The sequence below is a fragment of the Sphingomonas sp. Marseille-Q8236 genome (assembly GCF_965112005.1).
Window position 1 is genome coordinate 667,712 of sequence record NZ_CBCOPO010000002.1, and the last position, 17,717, is coordinate 685,428.

The window sequence follows — 17,717 nt, forward strand, 5'->3', positions numbered from 1 at the left end:
CCTGACCATGGCGCGGCCCCAGGCCATGCCTCATTTGAGGCAATGGGGGACAGGCGGTGGCGTAAGCTCGGCGACATGGGCATCTCGACAAAGGGCGGCGTCGCCACGCCGATGGAGCGCGATGGTCCGGGGCCGCGTCCGCTGCCGCTGGGCGCGATGGTGGCGCTGGCCGCCGCGCTGGCCCTCAACTGGGCGCTGGCGGCGGCGCTGCCCAGCACGCTGTTCTCGGGTCTGTCGCTGCTGCTTTTCGTGGCGTTGCTGCTGGTGGTGGGGCGGATCAGCGCGGCGGGATTGATCCTACTTCTCCCGCTGGTCATCACGCGCGGCGCGACCCTGGTATCGTTGTTCGTGATCGAAGCGGGGGCCTACATGCCCGAGGTCAACCGGGCAGGGGAGGCGGGGGACGCCAGTGCATCCTTCGTCGCCTTCACCGCCTTGTTCTTCCTGATCTTCGCGCTGGTCTTTGCCCGGATGGAGCGGTGGTTCCTCGCCTATGCGCGCTCGCCGCTCCTGGATCGGTTGGTGGGCTGGCTCGGCTGGCCGGTGGTCGGGCTATGCATGGCATTGGGCGGACTGGCTTTCCTGCACGGGCTGCAAGGCGGTTTCCCATTGCTCGCCGGGGTGGACCGGTTTCTTTATCGCCGCGAATATAGCAGCGGGCTGGTCCTGATCCTGCTCGACAACAAGTTCCTGTTCGCCGCGATGCTGGGGGCGGTTGCCTTTGCGCCGCGATACCAGCCGCTGCTCAAGACGGCGGCGATCCTGACCTTTCTGGGGCTGACCGGGCTTTATTTCCTGTTCGGCGACAAGTTCTTCACCATCCTGGCCGAGGTCGCCTTCTTCGCCATGCCGTTGCTGCTCGCGCGGCAGGGACGTCTGGCCGGCACGATGATGAGGCTGGCCGTGCCGGTGGTGGCGCTGCTGTGCGCAGCGCTGGGCGCAACACTGTTTATTTATTCGGGCTATGGCCGTTTGCCGCTCGACCGCACCGTCACGCTGGTCGGCGAGCGAATCGCGGGACAGGGCGAACTCTGGTTCGTCGCGACCCGTGACGCACGCCGGATGACGCAGTGGGATGCGCATCTGGTTGACCGGAACCTCGATGCGCTGGGCGACAAGTCGCCGCCCGCCTCGGCCTTCGCCAATGGTGTCGAGACTTATTATTTCATCCAGCGTTATGCACCCGCCAAGCTGGCCGCCAGTTTCCGCAAGAATGGCGGCTGGGTTCAGTTGACCATGGGCACAGAAGCGATGGCGCTGGTCATGTTCGGCTATGCCGGTGTTGCGGCGGTCATGGCGTTTCTGGGCTTGCTGGTGGCGTTCGCCGCTTTGTATCTCCGCCGGGCCTTTGCGTCCGGCTTTCCGCTCAGCCTGTTCTTCGCGGTCTGGACCTTCCTCCAGGTCTATTTCTCGGCGCAACAGGCCTCGCTCTGGACCATCGCCGCGCCGGGGCAGATCAACCGCTTGCTGCTGTTCGTAACGATCGAGATCGTCCTGCTCGCGGTCAATCGGGCGCAGATCCTGTCCTATTGGGACCGGACCAGAGCGGCGATGTTCGCGGCGAGGGGAACGGCATGAGGGTCACGCGGCGGCTGATCCTCGGGGGCGGGCTGGCGCTCTCGGCGACGCCGGGACTGGCGGCGGCGCGGCGCTATCCGCGACAGGTGCTGGCCTTCTATTATCCCTGGTATGGCAACCCGAAAACGAGCGGGCGATGGGTCCATTGGCAGGGCCCGCATGGCGAGGCGCCGCGGCAGAGCCCGACGCTGAACCATCCCATTCTGGGCTTCTACGACAGCCACGACCCAAAGGTCATTCACACCCATATCGCACAGGCCAGGGCCGCTAGGATCACGGCGCTGATCGTCAGCTGGTGGGGCAAGGATTCGTTCGAGGACAAGGCGATGCCGATGATCCTTGCCGCCGCGCAGGCCGCCGGCCTGCATGTCACCGTCTATCTCGAGCAACAGAAAGAGTGCGCAAGCGGCGCGGCGCGCGACATCGCCTATCTGACCCGAAGCTATGGCGGCCATCCCGCCTGGTTGCGGGTGCAGGATCGGCCCGTGCTGTTCCTCTATCTGCAAGCGCTGCGCGACCTGCCCGCGCGGGACTGGCGAAAGGCGGCGGGGCGGGCCTTTCTGATCGGTGACGTGTCGCCGCGCGAGACCCAGGACTTCGCGGCTTGGGCCCCCTTCATGGATGGCATCCATGTCTATGTCCTTGCTCCCTATCTGAAGGGCATGACGCCGCCGCAGATAACGGCCTGGGCCAACCGGACCTATCCGGAATGGCGGGGCAAGACGGGGGGGAGGCTGTTCTGCGCGACGGTCATTCCCGGCTTCGATGATACGCATGTACCCGGCCGTCCCGCACCGCGCCCGACGGTCGACCGTCATGACGGCGCGACCTATCGCCTCCTTTGGGATGCCGCGATCCGCCACGAGGCCGACTGGGTGCTCGTGACCAGTTTCAACGAATGGCATGAGGGTTCGGAGATCGAACCCTCCACTGAATATGGCGACCGCTATCTGTCGCTCACCGCGCGTTTCGCGCACCGGTTCATGGAAGGCTGAGCGATGCGCATTCTTCATATCAGTTCGGTCTATCCCCCGCATGTCGTCGGCGGCGCGGAAAAGGTCGTCGCGATGCTCGCCGAGGCGCAGGTCGCGCGCGGACATCAGGTAGGCGCGGCCTATCTCTCGCGGGACGCCCAGGCCCCCGGCGAGCGTCACGGCGTGACCGTCCTGCCACAGCGAAGCCGCAACCTCGTCTGGATGGAGGAGGTCTTCGCCGCACCCCGTCCGATGCGGACCGCGAACAAGCTGGGTCAGATGGTCAATTATCGCTGCACCGCCGATGTGGCGCGGGCGATCGGCAGCTTCAGGCCCGACATCGTCCACACCCATTCGATGGTCGAACTGCCGCCGATGATCTGGTCCGCGATCGCGGGCAGCGGCGCGCGGAGTGTCCACACGCTGCATGACTACGACCTGATCTGTTCGCGCGCGACCATGTTCCGCAACGGTCGCTCTTGCGACGGGCAACATGCCGCTTGTCGGATCACCGGCGCCTGGAAGGCGCGGTTCGCGCGCCGGATCGACGCGGTCGCGGCAGTCTCGCAACCGGTGCTGGACGAGCATCGGCGCTTCGGCCTCTTCGCGGATATGGACGGGACACGGGCACGGGTGATCTGGAACGGCGTCGAGACCTCCCCCAATCATCGGCATACACCCAGGACCGGCGATTTCGTTTTCGGCTTTCTGGGCCGACTGGTCCCCGAAAAGGGGATCGAGACCCTGCTTGCGGCGTGCCACCTGTTGCCTGGGTCCGGGTGGCAGTTGCGGGTCGCGGGTCGCGCACAGGAGGGCGATGCCGCCTATCGGAAGCTGGCCGAAGGGATGCCGGTCACATTTCTGGGCTTTACCGATCCGGCCGCTTTCTTGCGCGGCATTGACCTGTTGGTGGTGCCGTCCATCTGGCGCGAGCCGTTCGGGCTGACGGTGGTCGAGGCGTTCGCCCAGTCGGTGCCGGTCATCGGATCGAAACTCGGCGCGCTCGTCGATCTGGTCGGCGCGGTGGGCGAGGAATGGCTCGTCCCGCCGGGCGATCTCGCTGCCCTGGCCGAGCGGATGATGGCGGTGATGCGAGCCGGTCGGGCGGCCTTGCCGCCGCCAAGCGCGTTCGAGGGTGTGTTGTCGGTCGTGACCCCCGATCGGATGCTGGACGCGTACGACTCGCTCTACGCGGATGTCATGGCGTGAAGCCTCGCATCCTGCATCTGTCGAGCCTTTATCCACCCCATATCGTCGGCGGCGCAGAGCGGTCGGTCAGCATGCTGGCCGAGGCGCAGGCAGCGGATGGCTGGGACGTGGCGGCCGCCTGCCTCACGCCTGGCGAGGCGGTGGAGGAGGAACGACACGGCGTCACCGTCTTTCGCATGCCGCACGGCAACGACTTCTGGCTGGAGGATTGGCTGGCCTATAGCCCGCGCCAGCGGGAATGGGCCAAGTTCAAGCAACAGGCCAATTTCGCGATCGAGCGCCGCTTCGGCGAGGTGCTGGACCGCTTTCGGCCCACGATCGTGCATACCCATTCGATGGTCGATATTTCGACCCGCGTCTGGCACGCGGCACGCGCACGGGGCATTCCGATCGTGCATACGTTGCGCGATTTCGACCTGCTTTGCGCGGCCAGCTCGATGTATCGCGAGACTGGGCCATGCGCCGGACGGCATCTGAAATGCCGTGTCCTTACCTTTGCCAAGCAGTTCGACCAGCGGCTGGTCTCGGCGGTGACGGCGGTGGGGGAGGAGGTGCTGTCACGCCATCTCCGCTACGGCTTTTTTCGGCAAGTGCCCGTGTCGCGGCGGCGGGTGATCTGGAACACCGCGCGGGTTGAGGGAGTGGGGCCACACTATATCAAGCCGCCGCTTCGGGGGCCGGTGACCTTTGGCTATCTTGGTCGGATCAGCCCGGAAAAGGGCGTCGATACGTTGTTGCAGGCGGTTCGGCATTTGCCGCCGACCGGCTGGCGCCTGTTGATCGCGGGCAAGGCATTGGGGCCGATCGAGCCCTATCGGGCCTTGGCCGAGAATCTGCCGGTGGAATTCATCGGGTTCCAAACGCCCAAGGCCCTGTTCGACCGGATCGATTGCCTCGTCGCGCCGTCCCTATGGGCAGAGCCGTTGGGGCGCACCGTGCTGGAAGCCTATCAGGCGCATGTGCCCGTCATCGGCGCGCGGAGCGGCGGGATTGCCGAGATCATCGCCGATGACGCATGGCTGGTGCCGCCGGGTGATGTTCGGGCGCTGGCGGACCGCATGCGTGCGGTGCTGGAGGGCGGACGCCCCGGACCGCCCGAGGGGCGCGAGCGGGTGGTCGCCCGCACGACCCCCGAAGCGGTCGCGCGGGCCTTCGCCCAGGTCTATGCCGACCTGCTTCAGTAAGCGCCCTGACCGGTAACGACGCTGCGCGCGGTGCCGAGCAGCACGCGGGCGTAAAGGCGCGGCGACATGTGGCGGGCCATCAGACAGTCCATCGCGACCCGCCGGCGATAGCCGGTGTCATTACGTCCGCTGATCTGCCAGATGCCGGTGATGCCGGGCCTGACCGAGCAATAGGCCACGAAATGGCGGCCATAACGCCGCACTTCGGCCGCGACGATGGGGCGCGGGCCGACCAGGCTCATCTCGCCGCGAAGGATGTTGAAGAGCTGGGGCAGTTCATCGATGCTGGTCTTGCGGATGAAGCGACCGATCCGCGTCACGCGCGGATCGTGGCGCAGCTTGTGGTCGCGCTGCCACTCGATGCGCGCGTCGGGATCGCTGGCGAGAAGGCGGGCGAGCCGGGCATCCGCATCCAGCGCCATCGAGCGGAATTTGTAGCACAGGAAGGTGCGACCATCTTTGCCGTAGCGGCGGTGGCCGTAAAGCGCCGTGCCACCGCTTTCCAGCCGGATCAGCAACGCGACGGCCAGCATGAGCGGCGATACCAGGACCAGGACGAAGAAGGCGAGGCCGATGTCGATCACCTGTAAAAATAGGGCGCGACGTCGGAGAATGGAGGCGTGATGGCTGTCGAGTCGCATGGTAACTCCCCTTTTGAGGATGCGAGCACGCAACGCGCCGGAGCCCCCCTTTCGCCAATCATTTGATGTGCCCGATCGCCGAAATCGCGGCGACCATTCTCAATGCATCAAAAGACAAAAATCCTCCCGACAATCGAAGAGAACCGTATAGCAGGTTAGTGTTTGTAAATCGCCGATGACTAATATGATTAACAGATCGTTAAAAAGGCGTATTCAGCGGATTACATGCCGATCTGAGCTACGGAAGCTTGCAAACATAGCTTAACTTTGTCGGCAGCGTGCCGCCGCATGACGCAATCGATAATTCTAAAACGGTGAGACATCGTCAAAGGAGGACGTATGCGCAACGGCGTATCGCGTAGGGGTGCGGCATGTCTGATGACGGTCCTGATGGCCATCTGCCCCGTATCGGTGGTCGGTGGGCAAAACACCCGGTCGTCCAAGACCAGTACCGCCACGAACCTTCCCATCTATAATTATGTCCTGTCGGGTGGGGACCGGGTGCGGGTGGTCGTGTTCGGCGACCCCGCGCTGGGCGGTGAGTTCACCATTGCGGGCTCCGGGCTGATCGCCCTGCCATTGATCGGCGAGGTGGACGTACGGGGACTGACCTCGACCCAGTTGCAGGATCGGATCGTCGCGCGGCTGGCCGACGGCTACCTCAAAGATCCGCGCGTCGCCGTCGAGATTCTGACTACCCGGCCCTTCTATATCCTGGGTGAGGTCAACAAGCCGGGCCAATATCCCTTCGCCAACGGCCTGACCGTGCTGGGCGCGGTGGCGCAGGCGGGGGGCTATACCTATCGCGCCAAGACCAAGCAGGTGTTCATCAAACATGTCGGCCAGGATGCCGAGGTCGCAGAAACGGTGACCGCGACCACGCTGGTCGCGCCGGGCGATACGATACGGATTAAGGAACGCTGGTTTTGATCGGTGCGATCGCGGTACGACGGGGGCCGCGGCTGGCACTCCTGATCGCTGCGGGGGCGAGTACGGCCCCCGGCGGTGCACAGCTTTTGCAGGATGCACGCACGGTCGTCGTCCCGCCTGAGCCGGTGCCGACGAACGGACGATCGGCCTTTGCCCGCGATCGCGATATGGGCGTCGCCGACCGCGCGCTGCCGGCCTTTACGGCGCAGGGGATCACGGTCGGGGCGTTCGATGTGTTTCCGGCGGTATCGGTCGGCGGGCTCTTCACGTCCAATGTGTTCGCCAACAACGACAACAGGCGCAGCGATTTCGCGCTGGTCGTGCGGCCGGAAGTGACCGTGCGGACCAGTGTCGGCCCCTATCAGGTGACGGCCTATGGCCGCAGCGACCTGCGGCGCTATGTCCGGCATAGCAGCGAGAATAGCGAGGAGGGACTGGCCGGGCTGGAGGGCAGCGTCGCCATCGGTGCGCTCAGCAGCCTGACGGCGGGGGCAAGCTATGGCTCCTTCATCAATCCCCGCTTTGCCGCGGACTCGCCGATCGACGCCGCCAAGCCGCTCGAATATAACGCGTTCAATGCCTATGGCGGCGCGACGATCGAGGAGGCGAACACCCGCGTCGTCCTCCGTGCCGATGTCGCCGACCTGCGCTTTCGCGATGCGCCCGCCATCGGCGGCGGCACGCTGTTCACGCGCGACCGGGATCGTACCCGGTATCAGGCGCTGATCCGGATCGAGAGGGCGATCAGCCCTGCCTTCTCGATCTATGGGGCGGCCAGCATCAACAAGATCGACTTCCGCCTCGCCCCCAACGGGTCCCGCGATTCCACGGGCTATGGCCTGTATGTCGGGTCGAGCTTCGAGGTGACCGATCTGATCCGCGGCGATGTGCGGGTCGGCTATATCCGGCAGGATTTCGATCTGGCCGCGATACGCCCCATATCCGGGCTGGGGGCGCTGGCCCGTGTCGCTTATGCCCCGACCCGGCTCTGGACGCTGACCGCCATTGCCGAGAGCAGCGTGCAGGATAGCGGCGTGCCCGGCACCGGCGGCTTCCTGCACCGCGGCGGATCGCTCCGATCCGACCATGAGCTTCGCCGCTATCTGATCGCGTCGGTTGAGGGCGGCTATTACCGCGACACCTATCGCGGACTGCCCCGGCGGGACTCGCTTCCCTTTGTCGATGCCAGCCTGACCTATTTGTCGCGCAGCCATTGGAATGCGCGCCTCGGCTATCGCTACCTTTCGCGCAATTGCACCTGCTGGGCCGGGGTGACCAATTTCGACGATCATCGCGTCTCGGCGACGCTGACCCTTCAACGATGAGAAACGGGAGAACGAGCGATGGCTAGCCTGCCGATCCGTTACGAAAACGCCGCGCTGGACGGCGCGCGTTCGATGCCCGCCTATCTCGACCGAATGCCCAAGCCGCAGACAGGGCTGATGGACCTGATCAAGGCCTATCGCCGTCACCTGACCCTGTTCCTGGCCGTAGCGGGCGGGATCATGCTCCTCGTATCCGCCTACACATGGCTGCAAACGCCGCGCTACACCGCGACCGCGACGCTGGTCATCGCACCGCACCCCGCCGAGATCGGATCGGAGCGGACAAGCGCGCTGAGTGACCCGGCCGCCGATTCCAGCGTCGATACGCAGGTGGAGTTGTTGAAGAGCCGGACGCTGGCCGCACTGGTCGTCGATCGGCTGGGGCTGGCGGAGGAGACACGCTTCGCCGCGCTGGTCCACAATCCCTCACCCCTCCACCGCATTCCCGGGCTGGCTCGCACCGTGCCATCCTTGCCCGCCTCCGCCCGGCGCGATGCGGCGATCGACCGGCTGGCAAGCGGGATCCAGGTTCACCGCAATGCGCAGACCTTCATGCTCAGCCTGTCCTTCGAGCATCCCGACCGGCAACTCGCCACCGCGATCGTCAACACCTATGCGCAAAGCTTCGTCACCCAATCGGGGGCGGTGAAGCGCGAAGGGTCGGACGCCGCCGCCAGCCTGTTGCGCAGCCAGCTCGACGATGCGCGTCGCGAAGTCGAGGAGGCCGATGGCGCGCTTGGCCGGTACAAGGTGGCGCACAATCTGATGAGCGTGCAGGGCGGCACCATCGCGGAGCAGCAGCTCTCCTCGCTCGATGGCCAGGTGGCCCTTGCCCGCGCGGGAGAGGCGGAGGCCAGCGCCCGCCTGCAAACCGCCCGTCAGCAACTGGCACGCGGCTCGGCCGGCGACGATTTGGGCGAGGCGCTCGGGTCGCCGGTAATCCAGCAATTGCGCAGCCAGCGCGCGCTGGTCAGCGCGCAGGTCGCCGATTTGGGCGGGAAATACGGGCCCAAATATCCGCCGCTCGCCGCGGCACAGCGTCAGGTCGCGGACATCGACTCGCAAATCCAGGGGGAAATCAAGCGTACCATCTCCAATCTGGAGGCGCAGCGTGACGTGGCCGCCCGGCGTACCGCCTCGCTGGCGGGCAGTGCCGCCGGGGCCCGGTCGCAGGTCGTGACCAACAATGTCGCTTCGATCGCGCTTGGCGGGCTTCAACTTCGCTCGGACACAGCACATCAAAGCTATGCCCAGCTTCTGACCCGGCTGAACGAAATCGGGGTGCAGGGTGCCTCCAGCCAGTCGGATGCGCGCATCGCCAGCCTGGCGGCCGTACCGGTCCATCCCAGTTCGCCCAATCGACCGATCAACATGCTGGTCGGCGCGCTGCTGGCGGTGGCGACGGGCCTGGGCGTCGTCTTCATGCGGCAGGGCACGGATCGCGGCATCCGTACGCTGGAGGATGTCGAGGGGCGGTTGCAGCTTCCCTATCTGGCGGGGCTACCGACGCTTCATTCGGCGGTCCGCCATATCGGCGGCAGCGACCCGATCAGCGCACTGGTCGATCACGGGGGCTCCGCCTATGCCGAGGGGTATCGCAACCTCGCCGCATCCGTGCTGCAATCTGCGGCGGCGGGGACGGTGCGGACGATCGCGCTGACTTCCGCGCTGCCCAACGAAGGCAAGACTACGGCGGCGATCGGCCTGGCCCGCATCGTGGCGATGAGCGGGGTCAGCACCGTGCTGGTCGACGCGGACATGCGGCACCCCAGCATCGCCAATGCCCTAGGCCTGCGTCCCGCCGTCGGGCTACAACAGGTGCTGGAGGGCGAGGCGCCGCTGGCCGAGGCGTTGATCCGCGATCTGGACTCGCCGCTCACCATCCTGCCGATGCTGCGCGCGGGGCTGGGCGGATCGGCGGCGCTGGGCAATGGCAGCTTCGACGCCCTGATCGAGGATCTGAAGGCGCAGTTCGATGTGGTGATCTTCGACGCGTCGCCCGTCCTGCCCGTGGTCGACGGGCGCCTGGTCGCAAAGAAAGCGGACTCGACCGTCTTGCTGGTCCGTTGGCGCAAGACGCCCGATGCGGCGGTCGAGATGGCGGTGCATCTGCTTCAGACATTGGGGGTGAAGATGACCGGCGTGGCACTCAGCCGGATCGATCTCCATGCGCTGGCACGCTCGGGCTATGGCGACCCGGCGCAGTTCATGGGGGCCTATCACAACTATTATGCGAATTGATCATGGCCAGCCTCGCGTTGCGCCATCAGCCCGTGCCCACCCGCGCGATCACCAGCGAATTGCTGCTTCACCGCCTGCGCGTGTTTTCGCCGCTCGCGCCGCATGAAGTGGAACTGGTGCTTTCGCTGGCGGAGCAGCCCAAGAACCATGCCGCCGGCACCAGCATCTGTCCGCACGACGATGGCAGCCCCCATGCCAGGCTGATCGTCGGCGGCTGGGCCTGTCGCCCGCGCATTTTGCCAGATGGCCGCCGCCAGATGCTGGGGCTGCTGCTGCCCGGCGACATGATGGGCGACCGGGGGGAGCGGCGTCCGCTGGCGCTCAATCCGGTCGTGGCACTGACCCCGGTCCGCACCATCGGCATTGGCCGATTGATCCATGCGGTCCGCCACCAGCCTCAGGATCATCCCGGCATCGTCCGGGCGCTGGCCGCGATCGATCGATGCGAGGAGACGGCCCTGCTCGATCATGTCGTTCGTCTGGGGTGTCAAAGCGCATTGCAGCGCACGGCGCATCTGCTGCTCGAACTCCATCATCGCCTGTCGGTGATCGGGTTCGTCCATAACGGCACCTATCCCATGCCGCTGACCCAGGACACGCTCGGCGAATTGCTGGGCCTGAGCCTGGTGCACATCAACCCGCATCGTCTCGCAGCTCCGGCGTGAGAAGCTGGCCGCGATACGCGGCGGGGTGGTGACGATCGAGGATTTCGCGCGGCTCGCCCTGCTGGCGGATCGGGTGGATCCGACCAGTCAGGTCGGGGATGGTTGAACGGCTCGGCCCGCTGCTGCCCTGCCTGACCACCCTGGCGGTGAACGACGGCAGCAGGGCCGATCTGGGGCGGGGACTGGCGATGGTTTTCGCTGCGTCGGCCCAGGGCCGGGATATGGTGACCGCCCGCTTGGCCAGCGGATCGGTGGCCATAAGCCGAAGCAAGGCCTCGGAGTACCATGCCGCGGCATGGGCGCGGCGTGGGCGGATCGGTCTGGACATCGAATCCGTCGCCCGCGTCGCGCTGAACGCCAGCCCGGATGACCCGTGGCTGGCGGATGGCGCACGTCGGATGGTTATCGCCTCGTCCGACCCGATGGCCGAACTCGCCTGCCACTGGGTGCTGCGCGAAGCCTATGGCAAGGCGCTGGGCGTCGGGCTCGCCTTGCCGCTCGACCGGCTGGTGTTTCACGGCCGGGCGGGGCGGATTCGGCTCGACCTGCCCGGATGCGATGCCGGATGGGACTTCCGGCTTTATCGCCGGGACGATCTGATATGCGCCGTCGCCTATCATGCCGGGCCGGTCATGCCCCCTGCGGCAGGAATCCCCCTGGGCCACTGTCCGACAGATAGAGCGCGGTCAGCACCTGTCGATCGGCGCGGGTGAAGGGGATGGGGCGGCCTCCGGCGTCGAGCAGGTTGGAACTCGTCATGTCGCCACCGGGCAAGACCTGGTCGCCGCTTTTCGTGCCGTCCAGGGTTGCCAGCATCACGCCGATCTTGTCGAGCATCGCATCGATGGCGGGATCGGCGGTGGCCCGGTCATCGAGCAGCGCGCGGATCACGCCGCCATGATAGATGGAGTCGCCCAGATGCGCGGCGACGGTCGCGGCAATGGACGCCTCCGGCTTGGCCAGCAGCAACCGACGATAGGTGGCCGCCACCGCATTCTCCACCAAGAGCGCGCCGATCAGGAAATGGCTGTCGTCCGCATAGGGATCGAAGCTCTCGCCCCCGGCGATGATCCCGGCGCGGCGGGCGGCGAGCGAAAAGGCACCCGTGGGAGACGCCGACAAATCGATTGCGGGCTGACTCGCCGCCGCCGTGCCGATCTGCGCGCGAAGGGCGGTGATATGCGCGGCCTTGTCATCCACCAGATCCGCCGCCAGTCGGCCGACTATCGGGTCGGCAAAGGCCAATGACCGGCCGCCGGACACTGCCCCTCCCTGGCCGGTCAGCACCTGGGGCAGTCCGGCACCGCGCGACGCATAGGAGAAATACTGCCCCCCCAGATAGGCGAGGGTCAGGGGCACGCTCAAAGGATGCGCTGGAGTGGCGGGTGGCGGGACGGCCGCAACAGGCGGTGCGGCAACGATCGGATCATCGCCGCCACCCCCGCCGCATCCAGCAAGCAGGGCACCGGCGGAAAGCGAGGTCAGAAGTTGCAGGACATGGCGGCGATCACGGGAAAGGTCGAGGCTTTTCATGGCCGCGTGCCCTTTGGCCGAACTCCTTGACGCAAGATTAACAAGCGCAAGAATGCCGCCTAACTACATCAAATGATGTAGTAAATCTGGATTTTCTTCTATCCCTTCTGGAACTTCTCCACCGACGCGCTCTAGGGGGCGCCGATGACCGTTCCCATGAGCCTTGCCGATATGACCGGCACCCTTCAGACCGCGCTCGACGCCGCTTCCGCCTCCCGCAGTGCCTATACGATTCCGCCGGGCGGACACCGGCTGCTATCCACCGGGCTGGGCTATGCCAGCAATGCCCGCATCCTGGTGGCGGGCGATCTATATAACGATCACGGTCCCGCCGTGGGCACGCATTACTGCCTGACCAACCGCTCGGGCCGGCGCATGTCGAACGTCACCATCATCGGTTCGGGCGGCGCCTTTATGGGCAGCGACTCCGATCCGGCGGGTGCCACGCGCAAGGGGTTGGGAATTGTCGGCACCGATGGCTTCACCGTCATCGGCGTCCAGACCGCCGGACCGCTCACCGGTTTCGGGATGGAGGTCAAGAATTCGACCGGCGGGCACCTCAACGGCCTGAAGCTGTTCTCGGGCGTCAATCGTCCGGGGGCGGACGGCCTGCATTTCTTCGGCGCGTGCAGCCGGGTCAGCGGGTCGAACATCGTCGTGCGCAGCGGCGATGATGCCTTGTCCTTCACCTCCGAAAACCACGAGTCCATCGATGCGGTGATGGAGCGGATTACGCTGACCGGCATGACCCTCGACAGCGCGGCCTTTTCCTGCATCAAGTTCTTCACCAGCACGACCACGGGCAAGGCGACGATCCGCAACATCACGCTCAGCGGTATCAAGGGACGGATCACGCAAGGGCCTACCGGATGCCCGCTGATGATGCAGAATAACGGCGTTGCGCAAGGCTGCGAAATTGCCGACATCACCATCGCCAATGCCGATCTGGATTTCGGTGCCGCGACGCAGGAGGGCCCCACGGCCTATCTGACCGACTGCCGCAACGTGACCCTGCGGAACGTCACCCTGCGCGGGCGCCGCAACGGGCAGTTCCTACGGGCTATCCGCTGCACCGGCCTCCGCGTCACGGGGGAGGTCTGGGACACCATCCCCGGCAATCCGATGAACGGCCTGGTCCAGTTGGAATATTGCAGCGATTACGACATCAACCTGGTGGTCCGCTCGGCCAGCGGCGCCCGGCTGGGGTCGCTTCGAGTCCGGAACAGCGGGGGCGACAGTATGATACGCTATATCGGCATGACGGGGGCCTGATCGCGTCCGGGCCACTTTTCGTGCGTCGGCATGTCGATTAAGCCATCGCCCATAGCGTCCCGGCGGTCTGCCGATCGGCGCTAAACGATGCCCATCTCAAGCCGCTCCGATGCGAGGGCTGCCATGCAAGGACTTCCGATGCGTCTTCCTCTTGCCCTTCTCCTCGCTTCGGCCATGGCGCTTCCGGCGCAGGCGGCGGTTCATCGCTATGCCGGGTTGACGATGGCGCCGTCGGGACGCGAAATCGCCACGGTCGAGCTTGGCGAGGGCGGGCGTCCGGGCATCGTGGTTCGCACCGCGCGCGACGGTCGGGTGGAGCGACGGCTCGATCCTTGCGCGACCTGTAGCTATTCCGGCTTGACCTTCGCGCCGCAGGGCGAAGGCTTGGCGTTTCTGGCGAGCGATCGCAGCCGGGGCGTCGTGACCCTGATGATCGCGCGCGGCGACGCGGTGCGTTCTGTCGCGACGGTCGAGGGATTGGCCTCCACGCCCCGTTTCTCCCCCGACGGCAAGCGGGTGGCGATGCTGATTACGTTGGGCGCGACCAAGGAAGTCGGCGCGACGCAGGCGGGTGCACGGCAGGTCGGTGAGATCGGCGTCGCCAATGACGAACAGCGTCTGGCCGTCGTCTCCGTCGGGGAAGCGGCGACCGCCAAGGTCACGCCGCTGTCGCCGCAGGGACGCTATATCTACGAATATGACTGGACGCCCGATGGATCGGCGCTGGTCGTGACGTCGGCACTGGGGAATGGCGATGCGAACTGGTGGGTTGCGACGCTCGACCGGGTGGACGCCACCACCGGCGCGGTCACACCGATCGCCAAGCCCGAGACCCAGATCAACATGCCGCGTGTCTCACCCGATGGGAAGAGCGTCGCCTATATCGGTGGATTGATGAGTGATTTCGGTTCGATCGGCGGTGATGTCTGGACGGTGCCGCTGGCCGGGGGCATGCCGACCAACCAGACCAAGGGGCAGCCGATCACCTTCACCTCGCTGAGTTGGACCAAGGGAGGGCTCCGCGCGGCCACGCTTCAGAACGACAAGATGGGTGCGGTCGCGATCGAGCCCGGCCGGGCTCTCCGCCCCTTGTTCGCGAGGCCGGTCGGCCTGTCCGCCGGAGACGGGCGGATCGCCTGGAATGCGACGGGCGACATGGCGGCCAGCGTCGTCGAGGACTTCACCCATGCGCCTGCCGTCTATGCCGGACGCCCGGCGGCGTGGCGGCAGATCACCCATGACAATGATGCGGCCCAGCCCGCCGTCCAGGCGCGCAGCGTGTCGTGGACGAATGAGGGCTTTACCGTTCAGGGATGGCTGTTGTCGCCGCTGAACGCCACGCCCGATGCGAAGGCGCCGATGATCGTACAGGTCCATGGCGGACCCGCAGCGGCGAGCACGCCGCGCTTCATCGAGAAGGGACTGGCGAGCGCGTTCGAGGACGCGGGCTATTACCGTTTCCTGCCCAATCCGCGCGGGTCCTATGGCCAGGGCGAGGCGTTCACGGCGGCCAACAAGCGCGACTTTGGCGGTGGCGACCTGCGCGACATCCTGGCTGGGATCGATGCGGTCGAAAAGCTGGCTCCCGTCGACGAAGCACGGCTGGGGCTGACCGGTTGTTCCTATGGCGGGTTCATGGCGATGTGGGCCAATACCCAGACGAACCGCTTCAAGGCCATCGTGGCCGGGGCAGGGCTGTCCGACTGGGTCAGCTATTATGGCACCAACGGCATCAATACGTGGATGATCCCGTTCTTCGGCAAGTCCGTCTATGACGATTATCAGGCCTATGAGGACGTCTCGGCGGTCTATCATGTCAAGACCGCCCGGACCCCGACCTTCATCTATGTCGGCGAGCGCGACATAGAAGTGCCGCCCACCCAGTCGGTCGAATGGTGGAATGCCCTGAAGAGCCAGAACGTGCCGACCAGCCTCGTCATCTATCCCGATGCGGGGCATTGCGTACCGACCCAGGCTGCCGATGTGATGAAGCGGCAGCTTGCCTGGTTCGGCCAATTTCTGCGCGAGCCCGTCCGGTAACCGCAAGGAGGATGTCCTCTGCGATCACCCGGTTCTGCCGTCGCTATGGTCAGGTCTGGAGACGGCCTGAGCTGTCCTGAAGCAACCAGAACCGGGTATGGCGCTGAAGGCGCGGCAGGATCAGCCATTGCAGGATCGCGGTCAGCAACAAAGAGGACGGCAAGAGCTGGAGCGGCAAGGGGGCGTCCCTCAAGACCGTCCGAACCGCGAGGCTGATCGCCAGCAAGACCGGAAACACCGCCAGCCATGTCGTCACGAAGCGTTTCCACTTGGATGCGCTTGCGTCGCTCGGCAGGTCGAACGCGACGCTGGTGCCGGTTTCAGTCTGACGAAGCGCGGTCGAAAAGCGGTCGGCCACCGCGACATGCGCGACGACCGGCTTGTCATTATGCCAGGCGTCTGCGGCCTCGCGATCGTCGAAGCGGAAAAGCAGATGCTGAAAACCCGCTGTCTGTCCCAGACGGATCGCCGCACGGAAACCCGGTGCGGCACGGGCGAGACGGTCCAGCTCCGTCACCCAGCGTTCGAACTCCACTTCGTGGCCAGCGCGTATGGCCCGGCTGGTGATGACGGTGGTGGTCTGTTCGGGATCGGCTGGCATGGACAGCGCAACGCGTCAAATGGCATTCACGTTTCGCGAATATCCGGGAAGCCGTAGGGGGACGGCGCGTCTTCCGCCGTTCCCCTCGCAAACACCGCCATATCGCCCGGTACTACCTCCAGCCGGGCCCAGCTGTCCCAGCCGATATGGATGAAGTCCGGTTCGCCGAACAGCCGCACGGCCCGGCCATATTCGTCGCCGCGAAAGCCCACGAAGTGCAGCGCCATCCGCGCGGCTCAACCGCCTTCGCGGCGGGCACCGACGATCATGCGGCGGGCAATTTCGCGAACCGCCCCGTCATCCTTGTCCGTGCCATGTGCTGGATCGCCCAGATGGTCCAGACTGGCCTCGAGGAAGTCGAGCAGACCGGGATGCTGCGCCTCGACATATTCCATCGTCTTGAACAGCAGATGCTCGGTCGCGATCTCGCGGCGGCGGGTCTGTGCGCTCGTGTCGTTCATTATCGCCTCCGGTCGATCAGCGGTTCGGGCGGGCAAGAAGGCGGGACACGCCCAGGCTGGCCAGCGCGCCGGCCCCTGCGAGGCCACCCGCAATCCCCAGCTTGAGCAGGTCACGCTGCCGCGAGGTGAAGAATTCGCGCCGGTTGTCGATGGCGCGATCGGTCGAGTCGCCGTCGATACGGGCGGGCCCCTTTACCGGTTCATCGAGATTGCCGGTCTTTGCGCCGACGTGATCGCCCAACTGATCCTCGGCAAAGCTGCTCGCCTGCCGATCGGCGAAGCCCGGCGCCAATGCCTGGGCGACCGCCATCTGAAAGGTCGATCGCCCGACCCAGATTTCGCGCTGGGGCTTTTCGATGGCGGAGACGATCGCCTCCGCGCAGACGCGGGGATCGAACAGGGGGTCGGGCAGTATCTGCTCGCGCCCGGTGTGGTTGCGCGCCCATCCGGGTTGCGGGGTGTTCACGGCCGGCAGATAGACGACGCTGAGCGTCACCGGCACCTTGTCGCCGATCAGCTCGGACCGCAGCGAGTCGGTGAAGCCCGATACCGCGAACTTGGCCGCGCAATAGGCCGCCTGAAGTGGAACCGCGCGAATGCCCAGACCCGACGACACCTGGATGATGGCGCCGCGCCGGCGCGGCTTCATATGCCGCAACGCGGCGAGCGTCCCATAGACTTGGCTGAGATAGGTGGTCGCGGTCACCCGCTCATATTCGCTGGCGGTGATCCGGTCGGCGGGCGCGACCACCGTCGACATGGCGTTGTTGACCCAGGCGTGGATCGGGCCGATTTCGCGTTCGATCCGGTCGGCGGCGGCGTCGATGGCGGCTGCGTCAGCGACGTCGGCACTGATCGCCAGAACCTTCCCGCCATGTTGCTCCAGCATGGCACGGGCTTCTTCCAGCCGGGCCGTATCCCGCGCAATGATCGCGACGTTCCATCCGGCCTTGGCCAGGCGCTCGGCCGTCGCTAGGCCGATGCCCGCGCTGCCGCCCGTTACTACTGCCGTGCTCGCCATCATCCATCCTTTTCCCGTTGAAGGGATGGGACGCGTATGATC

General features: G+C 65.9%; 17 protein-coding genes. 11 read left to right on the forward strand and 6 right to left on the reverse strand.

What is annotated here, in order from left to right:
- Positions 1–75 precede the first annotated feature (75 nt).
- From ACWPWT_RS15385 to ACWPWT_RS15400, 4 genes are read left to right on the forward strand one after another with little or no spacing between them, the layout of a single operon-like run.
- A complete protein-coding gene (locus ACWPWT_RS15385; RefSeq protein ID WP_454280413.1) occupies positions 76–1,578 on the forward strand; it encodes a DUF6418 domain-containing protein in 1,503 nt (500 codons plus the stop codon).
- A complete protein-coding gene (locus ACWPWT_RS15390; RefSeq protein WP_454280414.1) occupies positions 1,575–2,573 on the forward strand; it encodes a hypothetical protein in 999 nt (332 codons plus the stop codon). The genes ACWPWT_RS15385 and ACWPWT_RS15390 overlap by 4 nt, the downstream gene beginning before the upstream one ends.
- Positions 2,574–2,576: 3 nt before the next feature.
- A complete protein-coding gene (locus ACWPWT_RS15395; protein ID WP_454280415.1) occupies positions 2,577–3,761 on the forward strand; it encodes a glycosyltransferase family 4 protein in 1,185 nt (394 codons plus the stop codon).
- Positions 3,758–4,945: a glycosyltransferase family 4 protein gene (locus ACWPWT_RS15400; RefSeq protein WP_454280416.1), complete on the forward strand. Its 1,188-nt coding sequence runs from the start codon at positions 3,758–3,760 to the stop codon at positions 4,943–4,945. Before ACWPWT_RS15395 ends, ACWPWT_RS15400 begins: the two co-directional genes overlap by 4 nt.
- Here ACWPWT_RS15400 and ACWPWT_RS15405 read toward each other — a convergent pair.
- A complete protein-coding gene (locus ACWPWT_RS15405) occupies positions 4,939–5,586 on the reverse strand; it encodes a sugar transferase (RefSeq protein ID WP_454280417.1) in 648 nt (215 codons plus the stop codon). The genes ACWPWT_RS15400 and ACWPWT_RS15405 overlap by 7 nt on opposite strands.
- A 378-nt stretch (positions 5,587–5,964) precedes the next feature.
- Between ACWPWT_RS15405 and ACWPWT_RS15410 the strand changes: the two genes are divergently transcribed.
- From ACWPWT_RS15410 to ACWPWT_RS15430, 5 genes are all read left to right on the forward strand, one after another.
- Entirely contained in the window at positions 5,965–6,516 is a 552-nt protein-coding gene (locus tag ACWPWT_RS15410) for a polysaccharide biosynthesis/export family protein (RefSeq protein WP_454280418.1), read from the forward strand.
- Positions 6,513–7,841, forward strand: a complete 1,329-nt coding sequence (locus ACWPWT_RS15415) for an outer membrane beta-barrel protein (protein WP_454280419.1) — start codon at positions 6,513–6,515, stop codon at positions 7,839–7,841. Before ACWPWT_RS15410 ends, ACWPWT_RS15415 begins: the two co-directional genes overlap by 4 nt.
- Before the next feature lie 18 nt (positions 7,842–7,859).
- Positions 7,860–10,082, forward strand: coding sequence for a GumC family protein (locus ACWPWT_RS15420; RefSeq protein WP_454280420.1), 2,223 nt, complete (start codon positions 7,860–7,862; stop codon positions 10,080–10,082).
- Positions 10,083–10,084: 2 nt separating this feature from the next.
- On the forward strand, positions 10,085–10,747 hold the full coding sequence (locus ACWPWT_RS15425) for a Crp/Fnr family transcriptional regulator (protein ID WP_454280421.1): 663 nt from the start codon (positions 10,085–10,087) through the stop codon (positions 10,745–10,747).
- Between the two features lie 98 nt (positions 10,748–10,845).
- On the forward strand, positions 10,846–11,460 hold the full coding sequence (locus tag ACWPWT_RS15430; protein ID WP_454280422.1) for a 4'-phosphopantetheinyl transferase superfamily protein: 615 nt from the start codon (positions 10,846–10,848) through the stop codon (positions 11,458–11,460).
- On the opposite strand, the gene ACWPWT_RS15435 is transcribed toward ACWPWT_RS15430, so the two are convergent.
- Entirely contained in the window at positions 11,378–12,280 is a 903-nt protein-coding gene (locus ACWPWT_RS15435; protein ID WP_454280423.1) for a ferritin-like domain-containing protein, read from the reverse strand. The genes ACWPWT_RS15430 and ACWPWT_RS15435 overlap by 83 nt on opposite strands.
- Before the next feature lie 144 nt (positions 12,281–12,424).
- Between ACWPWT_RS15435 and ACWPWT_RS15440 the strand changes: the two genes are divergently transcribed.
- Both ACWPWT_RS15440 and ACWPWT_RS15445 read left to right on the forward strand, forming a co-directional pair.
- Complete coding sequence (locus tag ACWPWT_RS15440; RefSeq protein ID WP_454280424.1) at positions 12,425–13,552, forward strand: hypothetical protein; 1,128 nt, start codon at positions 12,425–12,427, stop codon at positions 13,550–13,552.
- Between the two features lie 138 nt (positions 13,553–13,690).
- Positions 13,691–15,592, forward strand: coding sequence for a S9 family peptidase (locus ACWPWT_RS15445; RefSeq protein WP_454280425.1), 1,902 nt, complete (start codon positions 13,691–13,693; stop codon positions 15,590–15,592).
- A 49-nt stretch (positions 15,593–15,641) separates the two neighbouring features.
- On the opposite strand, the gene ACWPWT_RS15450 is transcribed toward ACWPWT_RS15445, so the two are convergent.
- Genes ACWPWT_RS15450 through ACWPWT_RS15465 form a run of 4 tightly spaced genes read right to left on the reverse strand, consistent with a single transcriptional unit; the run spans position 15,642 to position 17,675 of the window.
- On the reverse strand, positions 15,642–16,193 hold the full coding sequence (locus tag ACWPWT_RS15450; protein WP_454280426.1) for a hypothetical protein: 552 nt from the start codon (positions 16,191–16,193) through the stop codon (positions 15,642–15,644).
- Between the two features lie 26 nt (positions 16,194–16,219).
- Positions 16,220–16,420 (reverse strand): hypothetical protein, encoded by a 201-nt coding sequence (locus ACWPWT_RS15455; RefSeq protein ID WP_454280427.1) that lies wholly within the window; start codon positions 16,418–16,420, stop codon positions 16,220–16,222.
- A gap of 9 nt (positions 16,421–16,429) precedes the next feature.
- Positions 16,430–16,654: a hypothetical protein gene (locus tag ACWPWT_RS15460; RefSeq protein ID WP_454280428.1), complete on the reverse strand. Its 225-nt coding sequence runs from the start codon at positions 16,652–16,654 to the stop codon at positions 16,430–16,432.
- Between the two features lie 16 nt (positions 16,655–16,670).
- Complete coding sequence (locus tag ACWPWT_RS15465) at positions 16,671–17,675, reverse strand: SDR family oxidoreductase (RefSeq protein ID WP_454280429.1); 1,005 nt, start codon at positions 17,673–17,675, stop codon at positions 16,671–16,673.
- Between the last annotated feature and the right edge of the window lie 42 nt (positions 17,676–17,717).

Bases quoted from the DNA above. Each gene is read 5' to 3' on its own strand.
- ACWPWT_RS15385 (WP_454280413.1), top strand. From the start codon at position 76: ATGGGCATCTCGACAAAGGGCGGCGTCGCCACGCCGATGGAGCGCGAT.
- ACWPWT_RS15390 (WP_454280414.1), top strand. From the start codon at position 1,575: ATGAGGGTCACGCGGCGGCTGATCCTCGGGGGCGGGCTGGCGCTCTCG.
- ACWPWT_RS15395 (WP_454280415.1), top strand. From the start codon at position 2,577: ATGCGCATTCTTCATATCAGTTCGGTCTATCCCCCGCATGTCGTCGGC.
- ACWPWT_RS15405 (WP_454280417.1), bottom strand. From the start codon at position 5,586: ATGCGACTCGACAGCCATCACGCCTCCATTCTCCGACGTCGCGCCCTA.
- ACWPWT_RS15410 (WP_454280418.1), top strand. From the start codon at position 5,965: ATGACGGTCCTGATGGCCATCTGCCCCGTATCGGTGGTCGGTGGGCAA.
- ACWPWT_RS15420 (WP_454280420.1), top strand. From the start codon at position 7,860: ATGGCTAGCCTGCCGATCCGTTACGAAAACGCCGCGCTGGACGGCGCG.
- ACWPWT_RS15425 (WP_454280421.1), top strand. From the start codon at position 10,085: ATGGCCAGCCTCGCGTTGCGCCATCAGCCCGTGCCCACCCGCGCGATC.
- ACWPWT_RS15430 (WP_454280422.1), top strand. From the start codon at position 10,846: ATGGTTGAACGGCTCGGCCCGCTGCTGCCCTGCCTGACCACCCTGGCG.
- ACWPWT_RS15435 (WP_454280423.1), bottom strand. From the start codon at position 12,280: ATGAAAAGCCTCGACCTTTCCCGTGATCGCCGCCATGTCCTGCAACTT.
- ACWPWT_RS15440 (WP_454280424.1), top strand. From the start codon at position 12,425: ATGACCGTTCCCATGAGCCTTGCCGATATGACCGGCACCCTTCAGACC.
- ACWPWT_RS15445 (WP_454280425.1), top strand. From the start codon at position 13,691: ATGCGTCTTCCTCTTGCCCTTCTCCTCGCTTCGGCCATGGCGCTTCCG.
- ACWPWT_RS15450 (WP_454280426.1), bottom strand. From the start codon at position 16,193: ATGCCAGCCGATCCCGAACAGACCACCACCGTCATCACCAGCCGGGCC.
- ACWPWT_RS15455 (WP_454280427.1), bottom strand. From the start codon at position 16,420: ATGGCGCTGCACTTCGTGGGCTTTCGCGGCGACGAATATGGCCGGGCC.
- ACWPWT_RS15460 (WP_454280428.1), bottom strand. From the start codon at position 16,654: ATGAACGACACGAGCGCACAGACCCGCCGCCGCGAGATCGCGACCGAG.
- ACWPWT_RS15465 (WP_454280429.1), bottom strand. From the start codon at position 17,675: ATGGCGAGCACGGCAGTAGTAACGGGCGGCAGCGCGGGCATCGGCCTA.